Consider the following 12,865-nt stretch of genomic DNA (forward strand, 5'->3'; position numbering starts at 1 on the left):
GCGCGCTACCAGCCGGTGTCCTCGGCCAGCACCACGCGGTTGCCGACGGCGCGCGCGGAATCCAGCAGCGCCTCGGCGCGCTGCATCAGCGTGGCCGGCGTGTCCTCGGGCGCGGCCAGCAGCGCGCCGACGCTCACCGTCAGCGGCCGCGCGTCCGCCGTCTCCTGCGCGATCGCCATCACCTCGACCATGTCGCGCAGCGCCGGCGCCACCTGGCGCAGATGCGCACCGCTGGCGTCGTACAGCACCAGCGCGAAGCGGTCGGCGCCGATGCGCATGGCGACATCCAGCGGACGCAGCAGGCATTGCATGGCCTCGGCCACCTCCAGCACCGCGCGGTCGGCGGCACCGGCACCGCTGCGCTGCGCCAGCGCGGCGAAGCCGTCCAGCTCGACCAGGATCAGCGCCAGCCCGCGCTGCAGGCGCCCGCGCTCGGCCAGCGCCACCGCCAGGTGTTCGTCGAAGCGGCGGCGGTCACCAAGCCCGGTGAGCGCGTCGCGCAAGGCCTCGTCGTCGCGCACCCGCCGCTGCAGGAAGCCTTCGCGGCGCGAGTGTTCGCGCAGGTAGCCGCCGACCGCGCCGACCGGCACCGCCGTCCACAGCAGCCACTGCAGGCGCAGGTAGGCATCGTGCGCCGCGCCGTCCAGCAGCAGGTGGCCGGACACGGCGCTGATCGCGCACAGCAGCAGCGCCACCGCCACGCTCTGCCACAGCGCCATGCCCAGCGGAAAGAAGCCGGCCACGATCACCAGGGTCATCACCGCCGCCGCATAGCGCAGCTCCTGCGGCGGGTAGCCGATGCTCGACAGCACCAGCCCGGTGCCGCCGACCAGCAGCAACAGCGCGGCACGGCCGGGCCCGTGCGTGTCGGCGCGGTGGATCGCGGCGGCCACCCACAACAGCGCCAGCAGGGTCGCTGCACGCACCGCCACCGCATAGCCGGGCAGACCGCCGCCGCGCCAGCCGAAATGCACCGCGTCCCAGCCCAGCAACAGCAGCGCGATCAACACGCCCAGCGACGCGGCCACACGCTGCGCGAAGCCCAACGTGGCGGCGGTGTAGTGGCGATACGCCCGTTCCAGCGGAGGATCGAAACGCAGCCCGGCGAATCCCTTGCGCAATTGCGCCGCGTAGGCCTCGCCCGGCGGCGCGTCGTTTGGCTCCTGGTAACGCTCGTGCATGCAGTCCCCTGTCGACGGCAACGCGGCGCGAAGTGCGGATCAGGTCACATCACATCGTGTCACCCGATTCGGTTTCGCGCGGACGCTGCGGTGCCCACGTCGCGACCATGAAAAAGCACCGGCGCGTGATTGTCCACTTTTGGGACGATCGGTTGCGTGACAGTGGCGCCCTGCCGCGCCGATATGGCGCGGCAGGCCGAGCGTCAACGCGGCGGCGGGAACGCCCACACGCTATGCGGATCGCCGCCCTGCCCGCGGCGGTACGCGGCGCGCGCCATCTGCCAATAGGCCCAGGCCAGCACCACCGCACAGGCGTCGATCGCCAGCAGCGTGCCGCTGCTCCACGGTGCCACCCAGCCGGTGGCGCCGCGCAAGCCGGCCAACGGCACCAGTGCAGTCAGCACCGCGCAGGCCAGCAGTAGTTCGTAGGCGCCACGCGCGGTCGGCCGCAGCAGCGCCCAGGCCACACCCAGCGCGAACACGGCGTAGTACGCACCGCGCTCCATCCCCGGCGGCAACAGGCGCGCAGCCACGAACAGCGCCGACACCCCGGCCACGCAGCCCAGGCACACGCCGGTGGTGAGCCGTGCCATGACGTGGGTGCGCAGCGGCTGCGCGTGCTGGCGGCGCTTGCGCCGCGCCTCCACCCACAGCAGGTTGCCGCTGTAGAACAGGAACGCACCGCCGAGCCCGAGCAGGAAGTACAGCCACTGCAGCGGCCAACGCCCGTAGTTGCCGAAGTGCAGGGTCTGCAGGCCGCGCAGCGCCGCCACGCCCGGCGACATGGTCTGCGGCGACAGCACCCGCAGCACCTTGCCGTCGGCCGCGCGCAGGGCGACGCCGGCCAGCGTATTGAGCCGGCGCTGGTCCTGGTGGCCGTAGAGTTCCACCTGCGCGTTGGCGTCGCCGGCATCGTGGAAGGACAGGCTCTCCGGCACGAAGCCGGGATTGGCCGCGCGCGCCCGCGCCACCAGCTCTGCCACCGTGAGCATCCGCGCAGGCACGTGCGCAGGTTGCACGTGCGGGGCCAGTTCGAAGTCCGGCTGCAACACCTGCATCAGCTTGCCGTCGAACACCAGGTACTGGAACGGCGCCAGCAACAGCACGCCCAGGGTCAGCACCGCGCCGGACCAGGCGAAGATCACGTGGAACGGCAGCGACAACATGCCGATGGCGTTGTGCGCGTCCTGCCACAGGCGCTTGACGTTGCGGCCGCGGCGCAGCGCGAACAGGTCCTTGAGCAGCACCGGCGCGTACAGCACCACGCCGCTGACCAGAGCCAGCCCGTACAGCAGGCAGACCACGCCGAACAGATAGGTGCCGAAGGTGCGCGGCAACCCGGCGGTGAAGTGCAGGTCGTACAGGAAGTCGACGAAACCACTGCGCTGCGGCAGCTGCACCGGTTGCCCATCGGCACCGGGCTGGAACTGCACGATGCCGCCGAAGGCCTGCTGCGCGGCCGGGCCGAACGCATAGAACTGCGGCAGCGTGCGGCCTTCGCCGGGCAGCATCAGCGTGTAGGACTCGGCCAGCGCCGGATGCCGTGCCAGCACCGCATCGGCCAGCGCCTGCGTGGCCTGTTCCGGCGGCAGCGTCGGCGCGCGCACCGCTGGCGGCCGCGGCCACTGCTCCAGGTCGTGGGTAAACACGTTGATCGCCCCGGCATAGAAGGCGATGAACAAGGCCATGCCGGCGAGCAGGCCCATCCAGCTGTGCGCCGACAGGAACTGGCGCAGGGTCGCGGCCTTCATGGGGTCACCTGCACGAGATGACTGGCCTTGAGCAGGAACAGCGCCACGTAGCACAGCGCGGTGGCCGTCCCCAGCCACAGCCACGCGCGTGCGCCGCTGCGGAACACGAAGGCCAGCGACATCGCACCGATCCATGCCGGGAACACCAGCAACAGCCACGGCAACGTGTGCACCTGCAGGTTGCCCGGCCACAGCAGCACGCACAGCCCGATGACGCCCACCGCCAGCGGCAGGCCGAGCACGATCGCCGCCAGCCACCTAGCCCACATCGGCATCGCCTCCGTGCAGGTGCCACCAGGCATCCAGGTACGGCAAGGCCACCGCCGTCAGCATCGTCGCGCTCAGCGCGGCGAAGACGCCGGCCCACACGCCCAGCGCGACGATCGCCGCGCCCAGCGCCACCACGCACAACAGCGTGCCGGCCACGCGCAGCGCGCGTGCGTGCCGCCGCCACGCCGGACACAGCCGCTGGTGCGCGGTGGCCAGGTAGAACGCCAGCGCCGCCAGCGCGGCGGCCAGCAGATAGCCGGCGGTGGCAACGGCGGGCATCACCAGCGCGCCTCGAAGCCGATGCCGACCACGCGCGGCGCGCCCAGGATGGCGATCGGATCGTTGGCCCAGCGGTACTGCACGTAGTGGCGGTCGAGCAGGTTGTTGGCGAAGATCCACGCGCTCCAGTCCAGGGTCTCGTAGCCGAACTTGGCATTGACCACGGTGCGCGAGGCCAGCTGCACCGCGCCGGCGCCGACATCGGTGTAGACGCGGTCGCGAAAGCTGGCATTGAGGTTGGCCAGCCAGCCGTCGGCGAAGCGCCAGTTGGCGCCCAGCGCCGCGGTCCAGCGCGGTGCGTAGGCGAACTCGCGGCCGGCGTAGTCGATGATCGAGGCGCCGGCGACGGTGGCGAAACTGTCGTAGCGGGTGCGCGCGTAGCCCAGCGAGCCGTACCAGTCGAACGCCTCGTTGGGCCGGTGGCTGGCCTCGAGCTCGGCGCCGTACAGATGCGCGCGGCCGGCGTTGACGGTGTTGTAGTCGAAGCTGTTGAGGCCGAAGTAGGCGGTGGTCTGCTTGTCCTTCCAGTCGATGTAGTAGGCGTTGGCGTTGAGGGTCAGGCGCCGGTCCAGCCACTGCGAGCGCAGCGAGGCTTCGTAGTTCCAGGTGTATTCCGGGTCGTAGGGGAAGGCCTGGCTGCGCGCCGAGTTGAAGCTGGAACCGCCGGAGCGGTAGCCGCGCTGCACCACCAGGCTGGTCGACAGGTCCGGACTCCAGTCGTAGCGCGCGCCGAGCTTGGGCAGCAGCGCATCGAAGTCGCGCGTGTTCCATGCCACTTCGCCGTTGGCCGAGCGCACGATGCCGGCCACGCCCTGGTTGATCGCGACGACGGCGCGGTACAGCGCAGTGCCGCTGGCGGCGAAGGCGGCCGGGTCGGGATAGCGGCCGGCGAAGGCCGCGGTGGTGTCGGAAGCCATGGCGTAGCGCTGGCGGTCGTAGCGCAGCCCGCCCAGCAGCGAGAAGCCGCTGCCGACCTGCCACTGGCCATCGGCGAACAGCGCGCGGTTGCTGGAGCGGGTCGGGCTGGCGCTGACGTAGTCGACCGGAATCACCGGCAAGGCCTGCGCGTAGCGGGTGGCGATCGCGGTGGCGGTGGCGGCCGGGAAGCCGGCGCCGCGCAGCAGGCCGGCGATGGTCGTGGTCGGCGTGGCGACGTTGTTCAGCAGTTGCGCGTCGTTGTCTTCCACATGCCGCGCCCAGTACGCGCCGATCAGGCCCTGCACCGAGGCGCTGGCGTAGTGCAGGCGCAGTTCCTGCGAGGCAGTGGTGTCGTCGAGCTGGCGCTGCGCGTAGCCGGCGTTGTCCGGGCCATGGTCCATGTCCCAGATGCTGGACGAGGTGACCTTGTTCCAGGCGCTGACCGAGGACAGCGACCAGGCGTCGGAGAGCGCGTAATCGGCCTGCAGGGTGACGATGTCGCTGTCGCTGCGGGTGCGGTCCGGGGTGTTGTTGGTGGCGTAGCGGTGCTCGGCATAGTCGGGCAGGTCGGTGCGCACGTAGCTGTACATGTATGGGCCGGTGCGGTGCGAGCGGGTGTAGCCCAGCTGCACCTTCAGCCCCGCGATCGCCGACGGCGTCCACAGCAGCTTGCCGCGGTAGATCGCCGAGACCTGCGCATCGTCGGCGGCCTGGCGGGTGAGGTTCCAGTTGTAGCCGTCGAAGCTGCGCTGCTCCACCGAGGCGCGGAACGCCAGCTCGTCGGCGACGATCGGGCCGCCGACGGCGCCGGCCAGACTGCGGTCGGACGGATCGGAGGCCAGGACCCGCAGCTTGCCCTGCCAGTCCATGGTCGGCTCGGCGGTACGCAGGACGATCGCGCCGGCCAGGGCGTTTTCGCCCTGCAGGGTGGACTGCGGACCGCGCAGGACTTCCACCTGCTGCAGGTCCCACAGGCTCAGCGGCGCCCAGCTGATCGCCTTCCACGGCAGTGCGGCGCCGTCCAGGTAGATGGTGGCCAGCGGTGCATCGCTGCCGCCGTCGATGTTGCGGATGCCGCGGATGCTGAAGCCGGCGTCGCCGTAAGTCTGCGCCATGTTGGCGGTGCGGTTGAACACCTCGTAGGCGTTCTGCAGGTTCTCCTGCTCGATGCGCGCTTCGGTGGTGACGGCGACCGAGCTGGTGGTGTCCTGCACGCTGCGGCCGCTCTTCTCGCCGGTGACGACGATCTGGTCGAGAGTGGTGGGATCAGGGGGAGGTGCGGCATCGGCGGCAGCCGCGCGCGTTGGCGGCGACAAGCCGAGTAAGACGGACACCACAGACAAGGACAACACCGACCGCGCGACGCGCATGCACCACTCCCCCCGAAAGACTCACGGATGAAGGCATGGCGGCGGCTGTGCCCGGCTGCCGGACCCGGCAGCGCTGGGCGCGGACTTTAGCAGAGCGGGGGCGAGGCCGCTATGGGATTTGGGATGGGCAGCAGGTTTGCCTCGGGCCTTGGAGTTGGGCCTTAGGGTTGGGCCTCGGGGTCGCGGGGGTCGCGAGCGGTCGTAGGAGCGGCTTTAGCCGCGACCGGGCTTTACCGCGAAGGTCGCGGTCGCGGCTGATGCCGCTCCTACGGTCATTCTTTTCCGACAGTCATGTCAAGCAAAAGCAAAGGCTTTCGCCCTTGCGGGCGAGTTACTTTTCTTTGCTCGCGCAAAGAAAAGGTAACCAAAAGAAAGCGCGCCCTGCCTACGCGCCCTCCGCGCTGCGCGCTCCGGGTTCGCGTCCAGCCCGGGGATTCGCGGAAGGGGCATCCTGCCCCTGCCGCGAACGGCGCACATCCCTGTGCGCCGCCCTTCGGGTTTTTCCCCGAACTGGCCGCCGCTTCGGAAGGGAACCCGGCAAATCAAAAGCGACAGCCAAAGCCCAGCAACAGCAACAGCGACGGCAACGGCAACGGCAACGGCAACGGCCAGGGATATGGCTGGGGCTACAGCTACGGCAACATGCTTCTGAGAAACGCAAACGGGCGGGAGGACTCTCGTCCTCCCGCCCGCTGGCGCCGGCAGGTGCTGCCGACGTGGTGCTACGACGCTCTGCGATCAGTGCCAGTGCAGGTTGAACGAGACGCCGACGATGCGCGGTTCGTTGTAGACGGCCGCCATGTAGTTCTCGATCACGCCCTTGAGGTTCTTCTCGTTGGTGATGTTGCGGGCGAACGCGGCCACTTCCCATGCGCCGTAGTCGCCGGTATAGCCCAGCTTGAGGCCGCCTTCGAAGTTGCCGTCGGAGGTGAATTCGGTGGAGTCATACAGCACGAAGCTGGTGTAGCCCTGCTTGTTCCAGTCGGTGGCGACGAAGAACGCGCCGCCGTCGTTGACCGGGATGTCGTAGCGGGCGGCCAGGTTGACGTTGTACTTGGGTGCGTTCGGCAGCGGGTTGCCGTCGATCTGGGCAAAGGTGTTGCTGCCGATGCGGATGGTCGGATCCTTCACCGTGCACACCACCACGCCGTTCAGGCCGCACACCTGCGCGTATACGCGCTTGTCCTGGATCTCGCTGTGCAGCAGGCTCAGGCCGGCGGTCAGCGACAGGTTGGGGATCGGGCGCCAGTCCAGATCGGCTTCCATGCCGTAGGCCTTGGCTTTGTCGGCATTGAACAGCACGCCGTTGCCGTTGGAGTCGTTGCCGTTGAGCTGGATGTCGTCGACGGTGTAGGTGAAGCCGGTGACGTTCAGGCGCAGGCGGTTGTCGAACAGGTTGCTCTTGATGCCCGCTTCCCACGACAGGATGGTTTCCGAATCGGCGGTGGTGAAGTCGGAATTGAACACCGCCGAACGGCCCTGGATGGTCGGGCCACGGAAGCCGCGGGCAACCTTCGCGTACACGTTGACGTTCGGGTTGAGCTCGTACATCGCGCTCAGGTCCCAGCTCGGCTGGGTGTCGGCCAGGCGAACGTCGCGGCGGCCCTTGTAGGTGACCACGCCGGCCGCGGTGTCGGCGGTCTTGAGCAGCTTGGTCTCCTTGCTGTCGCGGGTCTGGCGCACGCCGGCGGTCAGGGTCAGCGCGTCGGTGACCTTGTAGGTCAGCTGGCCGAAGCCGGCCCAGGAGGTGTTGCTGTTGTGCAGGCGCACCCAGTTGTTGGGATTGCGTGCGGCGGTCTGCAGGAAGTAGGCGCGCTGGTAGAAGTCGGTGGTGTCCTTGCCGTCGAAGTAGAACGCGCCGGCCTGCCACTGCAGCGGGGCGTCGCCTTCGCTGGCCAGGCGCAGTTCCTGGGTGTACTGGTCCAGGTCGCGCACCTGGCCCATCGACTGGCCGTAGCCGTTGGGCACGCCATTGACCGGGAAGTTGGCCGCGGCGCCGCCGTCGGTGTCGCCGCGGCTGTAGCCGGAGGTGGTCTCGTAGGCGCTGATCGAGGTCAGCGAGACGCCGCCGAAGTCGTAGATCGCCTTCAGCGAGGCACCGTGGGTCTTGTACGCCTGCGGGTTGTCGTGGGCTTCGTCGTAGGCCACCTGGTCGCGCGGCACGTCGACCTTGTTGGAACCCTTGGTCAGCGCGCCGCGCAGGAACAGGGTGGAGGTGCCGTCGTAGTCGCGGGTGTGGAACGAACCCAGCAGCGAGACGTTCTCGCTCGGCTTCAGCAGCAGCTGCAGGCGCGCGTTGCGGTCGTCGTAGCCGCCCATCGCGTCCTTCTTCGGGGTGACCGTGCCGTCGGCGCTGGGGCCGTTGTAGGTGTTGTCCACCCAGTCGTCGCGGTGCTGGTACAAGGTGGACACGCGGAACGACAGCACGTCGTTGATCGGGCCGCCGATGCCGCCGTCGACCGAGACCGTGTTGTAGCTGCCGTAGCTGGCGGTGACGCGGCCGGTGTAGTCGTCGCTGGGCTTGATGCTGTCGAACTTGACGATGCCGGCGGTGGTGTTGCGGCCGAACAGCGAGCCCTGCGGGCCGCGCAGCACTTCCACCTGGTCCACGTCGTAGACCGGGTTGGACTTCAACACCACGTGCTCCAGCACCACATCGTCCTGGATGATCGACACCGGCTGCGAGGCGCCGAGGTAGAAGTCGATGTTGCCCAGGCCGCGGATATAGAAGCGCGGGAAGATGCGGCCGGTGGTGGTTTCGGCGTAGAAGCTGGGCACCCGGCCGGACAGCGCCAGCAGCGTGTCGTCGCCGCCGGCGGTGAAGTCGCGCATCGCCTCGCCCTGCACCACGCCCACCGACACCGGTACCTCCTGCAGGTTCTGCTCGCGGTGCTCGGCGGTGACGATGATGGTGTCCAGCGAGGTCGCCGCATCGCCATTGCCGGCAGCGTTGGCCGGCCGCGTCTCGCTGCCGGCCAGCGACGGCGCGCTGTCCTGCGCGGCGGCGGCGGCGGCGACCGAGGCCAGCACCAGGGCGGCGCAGGCCTGCGCCAGGCGGGTACGGGCCGGCGCGGCGCGCGCGGTCAGCGGCCGCGGGGAGAGTTGGGGATGCAGCATGTCGGATCCTTGTGAGCGCGCAGAATCGAGTCCGTTCGGCTTGCGCAGCAGCCCGCGACGGCATGCGCCATACGGTGGCGCAGCGCGGCACGATATGTCGTTTGTGTTGCACCGCCATTGCAATGGCGGCGCCAGGGCCGCGACGCGACGACGCGTGAGCGCTTCACGTCGCGCCACGCCGCCGCTGCGGACATCCGAGGACCGGCGCCACCGCGACCTGATCAGGCCTGCGCATCACCACAGCGCGCAGACACCCCGGGCACGGACGCCCCCGCCCGCGCCAGTGGCCATCAAGGCGTGCAGCGCTGCGCGGCGAATTCGGCCAGGCGCCGGGTGAGCGTTCCTTCCTGCCAGGCGATGTCGAGAATCACCCAGCGATCGTCCTGCCGGCCGAGCACCACCGTGTCCGTCCACTGCAGGCTATCGACGGCCAGGCGGGCGCGCACCCGGGCGGTGTCGCCCTTGACCTGCGCGATCGTCGAGACAATCGCGGTGGGCTGGTCCGGCCACAGGAAGAACGGACTCTGGTCCAGCATGTGCGGCTTGACGTCTGCCTGCACTTGCCTGGCGCAGGCTGCCTCGTAGGCGCGCTGCGCCTCCAGCGCCGCGAACAATTCCCGCCCCAGCAGATGCCGTACCTGCGCAACGTCGCCGTCGGCATGCTCGGGCGCGATCGCCCAGGCATAGAACGTCTGGACCGTACTCACCGGCGACTCGCCCGCGATCGCGGCGAACGCGCTCAGCCACAGGCTCATCGCACACAGGAACCGCATTCCCCTCATGGATCGCCGACCCCTTGGGCCGCCAGGCGCGGCCCGGCGATCCTCGACCAGGCACTGCGCGCCGTCAATGCGGGCGCGGCCGCGCGTGCCAGCACCTCATCAGGGCGTGCCTCAATCGCTGTCCACTCCGAGTACGCTCAGGCGCAGCGGCGGTGCGTCCGGGCCGGCCGGCGCATGCGCCAACCGTCCCGTTACCCGTACTACCTGCCCGGCACCTTCCTCGCGCAGATGCGCCGCCTGGTCCGCGGTGACCGCCAGCCGCAGCTGACGCACCTGCTCGTGCCGCGGCTGGCGTCCGTCCGCCGACGCCGCCACGCACAACGTCTGCGGCAGGATCAGCACCTCTTCCTGGGTGGCTGCCGCACCGGCATCGGCATGCGTGTGCGCATGCGGCGCGGCGGGTTCGACGGACGACGGCGCCAGCGTGCCGGACAAGGTGACCTGGGTCGGCCCGTACGGCAGGCAATGCTTGGGCGCTGCCATCAGCACGGGCGCAATGCCGATCAACAGCAGTGGAAACAGCGACAGGGTTCGGATCGGCATCGTGGCACGCGGATGGAGACGGGCCGCCGAGCATACCCAAGCGCGATGGCGAGTGTGCTGCAACCGGCGGCATCATCTTGGGGCAGCGTACAGCGATGCCACGGAGACGGCGGCGGCCGTCAGGGTTCGCGCTCCACCGTCAGGTCGGTGAACCGCGGTTCGGCCGCGATCAGCGCATGCACCCGCGCAAAGCACGGATCGTCGTCGGTCATCGCATGCCGGCCGAGGATGCGCTCCCAGAACGAACGTTGCTTCTCGATCTGCAGCATCCAGGTGTGGTTGCCGTCGACCTCTTCCTCGGCGAAGGCGCCGACCAGGTAGGTGCGCCCCTGGCATTCCGCTTCGGAGGCCCAGCCCCAATCCTCCGGATCCGGTTCGGACAACGCCATGGTGTCGCCCACGCGCACGCGCAGCCAGTCCAGCAGCGAACTGCCGCGGATCGGATTGATCGGATTCTCCGGCTCGGCGCTGACTTCAAGCAGGCGGGAGCGGAAGTGAATAACGGGATGCATGCGGCAACTTGACTCTCTAACGATCGGATGGCGGACGCCCGCATCGGCGCGGCATGCGTCACAGCATGCACGGATGGGCGGTTCCGGAGGGTAAACGCATGCGCGTCGGTCCAGGTGGACAGCGGCGCCGCACGTCATGCAGACCTGCGACACGCGGAAGGCAACCGCCGCGGGCGCATGCGTCGCTTGCAGCGACAGGTCCACCGGATCCGGACCCGCCGCGCCGCAACGGGCCACATCGATTCCAGCACGCCTGCATGACAACTCATCGCATCCTGCGTAGACAGGCACGCGCACCCGGATATGCCCAGATGCCGATCGCAGCGGCGAGCCACACGCTGGCGAGCTTGAAGCGGGCCGAGGCGAAGGCAGGGTCGCCGGATGAGCATGCTGCAGTGGCGCCGCGCCCTGGCGTTGCCAGAACGTCCGCCATGCCTCGACGCCGCGCCACAGCGGCAGCACCCAACCGGCGGACAGCAGCGCGACCGCGAGGGTGAGTACCCGCTGCCTCATCGCGTGCCGTTCTGCGCCGGCGTCGCCACGCGCCGGCAAAGACCTGGGATCCGTTTGGCGAATCCGCAACCTCGGCAGGAGCCCGCAGGGAGGTCCACCGCCGCGGCTGCCCTGAAGCGGTCGCGGCGACGCGGCGGCGGCACTGGGTCACGGTGTTTGCTCCGGCTCCAGATCCGGCTCGAACGGACGATCGGGCAGTCGCTGCCCGCACCACGGGCAGAACTGCACGCAGATCGCGTCATTGAGGTACCAGGTCGGATCCTCGCCACGGAACAACTCGAACCCGATCCGCACCACCCTGTCCGGCTTGGTCACTGCCTCGAACATGCTGAAGCAGCAATAGCGAGCGACGCGCTCGCGCCACGCCCCGCTCTCGGGAAACTGTGCCTCCAGCCAGAGCGCGCTCCAGGCCTGGCAAGCGCTACACCGCGTCAGATGCGACAGCGCAGCGTAGGTCGGTGGATCAGGGAAGTGTTCCTCTTCTACCTCGATCAAGCCTTCGAGCGCCATCACCAGTTCGGGTCTTTGGTGAATCTGATCGCGCAGCGCCGACAGCGTGTATCGCGTGATGAAGCAGGTGCCGGAATGCGGCATAGGTGCAATCCATTGCAGTCCAAGGCCAGAAAGCGTAGCGCGATGCAGCCGCTTCGAGGTTAAGCGCCCGCCGCGCTCCACAGCGCATAACCCAACAGCCCCAATCCCACCAGGGCGAACCCACCCCAGAAGGCCGCCGCGTCGGCCGAGACCACGCGTGGGGCCAGATAGGCGCTACGCTTGCCGGATTTGCTGCGCCGTTTGCTGCTCCACGGTTCGACGCTGTAATAGCCGAACGAGAACGCCGGCACCACGAGCATGCCGACGAGATAGCACAGGCCGTAGAGGACGATCTCGAACAGTGGGCGCAGGACGACCTCGGTCAGCAGACTTGCGGGCATGGTGTCACCTGATCCAGACAGACGTGATGTGCGGCGCCGGCCACGCCCCGTTGAACCTGCATGCGATGCTCGCCGAGCGGCAAGTGCCCGTCAACGGCCGGTGCCCTCGATCACCGGCTGTCGCTGAGCAGTCGTTGCACCAGCTCGAATCCGAGCACCGACATCGACGGATAGCGAGCGTACTCGTCCACCGACAACATCCGCACGAAGGTATCGCCCTCGTGCAAGGCGCCGGTGATGTGGAAGGTCAGCCGTTCCCTGGCGTCGCTGGGCAGCGGCGCGTGACCGATGAGTTGCCATTCGCCACTCTGAGCTTCTGGGCGCCTGTAAACAGCAATCGGATGTCCTTGTCGCCATCGCGCACCGGCAGCGGCCGTGCCGGCGACGGACCAAGCGTCGGGGCCGAGGCCTGATGTTCCAGCACACAGAAGCCGACCACCTTGCGATAGTCGCCCTGCGGCGCCCACAGCACCTGGCAGAGCGCATACACCGCCGTGTCCAAGGGACCGCGAAGACATCGCCCGCCCGGTACTTCACTGCCATGCCACCACCCTCTTGCGTCTGAAGCCTGGATCGACGCAAGGCTATCCCGCGGTGTGCCTGATGGCATCCACCTTACAGTCCGAGGCGTTCGCCGGCGTCGATGCCGCTGGTCGACGCGCATGACGTGCGATGAGCCGTGCCGCGCGCCACA

The 12,865-nt window shown here is 69.0% G+C and carries 12 protein-coding genes; all 12 read right to left on the reverse strand.

Annotated features, from left to right (window positions below):
• Window positions 1–5: 5 nt before the first annotated feature.
• Window positions 6–1,181, reverse strand: coding sequence for a GGDEF domain-containing protein (locus tag GGR66_RS14855; protein ID WP_160971029.1), 1,176 nt, complete (start codon window positions 1,179–1,181; stop codon window positions 6–8).
• Window positions 1,182–1,384: 203 nt separating this feature from the next.
• Complete coding sequence (locus GGR66_RS14860; protein ID WP_184448790.1) at window positions 1,385–2,932, reverse strand: PepSY-associated TM helix domain-containing protein; 1,548 nt, start codon at window positions 2,930–2,932, stop codon at window positions 1,385–1,387.
• Window positions 2,929–3,201: a hypothetical protein gene (locus tag GGR66_RS14865; RefSeq protein WP_184448791.1), complete on the reverse strand. Its 273-nt coding sequence runs from the start codon at window positions 3,199–3,201 to the stop codon at window positions 2,929–2,931. Before GGR66_RS14865 ends, GGR66_RS14860 begins: the two co-directional genes overlap by 4 nt.
• Window positions 3,191–3,481 (reverse strand): hypothetical protein, encoded by a 291-nt coding sequence (locus GGR66_RS14870; RefSeq protein WP_184448792.1) that lies wholly within the window; start codon window positions 3,479–3,481, stop codon window positions 3,191–3,193. The genes GGR66_RS14865 and GGR66_RS14870 overlap by 11 nt, the downstream gene beginning before the upstream one ends.
• Entirely contained in the window at window positions 3,481–5,736 is a 2,256-nt protein-coding gene (locus tag GGR66_RS14875) for a TonB-dependent receptor (RefSeq protein WP_326521037.1), read from the reverse strand. Before GGR66_RS14875 ends, GGR66_RS14870 begins: the two co-directional genes overlap by 1 nt.
• A 771-nt stretch (window positions 5,737–6,507) precedes the next feature.
• On the reverse strand, window positions 6,508–8,886 hold the full coding sequence (locus tag GGR66_RS14880; RefSeq protein WP_184448793.1) for a TonB-dependent receptor: 2,379 nt from the start codon (window positions 8,884–8,886) through the stop codon (window positions 6,508–6,510).
• A 290-nt stretch (window positions 8,887–9,176) separates the two neighbouring features.
• Window positions 9,177–9,641: a nuclear transport factor 2 family protein gene (locus GGR66_RS14885; protein WP_255421715.1), complete on the reverse strand. Its 465-nt coding sequence runs from the start codon at window positions 9,639–9,641 to the stop codon at window positions 9,177–9,179.
• 138 nt (window positions 9,642–9,779) lie between these two features.
• Window positions 9,780–10,211: a hypothetical protein gene (locus GGR66_RS14890; RefSeq protein ID WP_184448795.1), complete on the reverse strand. Its 432-nt coding sequence runs from the start codon at window positions 10,209–10,211 to the stop codon at window positions 9,780–9,782.
• Window positions 10,212–10,330: 119 nt separating this feature from the next.
• Window positions 10,331–10,723 (reverse strand): hypothetical protein, encoded by a 393-nt coding sequence (locus tag GGR66_RS14895; protein WP_184448796.1) that lies wholly within the window; start codon window positions 10,721–10,723, stop codon window positions 10,331–10,333.
• 660 nt (window positions 10,724–11,383) lie between these two features.
• The gene (locus GGR66_RS14900; RefSeq protein WP_184448797.1) at window positions 11,384–11,830 is read right to left on the reverse strand and encodes a hypothetical protein; all 447 of its coding nucleotides are present in this window, start codon (window positions 11,828–11,830) and stop codon (window positions 11,384–11,386) included.
• 59 nt (window positions 11,831–11,889) lie between these two features.
• On the reverse strand, window positions 11,890–12,171 hold the full coding sequence (locus GGR66_RS14905) for a hypothetical protein (RefSeq protein ID WP_184448798.1): 282 nt from the start codon (window positions 12,169–12,171) through the stop codon (window positions 11,890–11,892).
• Window positions 12,172–12,418: 247 nt separating this feature from the next.
• Window positions 12,419–12,673: a hypothetical protein gene (locus tag GGR66_RS14910; protein ID WP_255421716.1), complete on the reverse strand. Its 255-nt coding sequence runs from the start codon at window positions 12,671–12,673 to the stop codon at window positions 12,419–12,421.
• Window positions 12,674–12,865 lie beyond the last annotated feature (192 nt).

The sequence above is a fragment of the Xanthomonas sp. 3498 genome (assembly GCF_014199795.1).
Lineage (GTDB): Bacteria > Pseudomonadota > Gammaproteobacteria > Xanthomonadales > Xanthomonadaceae > Xanthomonas_A > Xanthomonas_A rydalmerensis.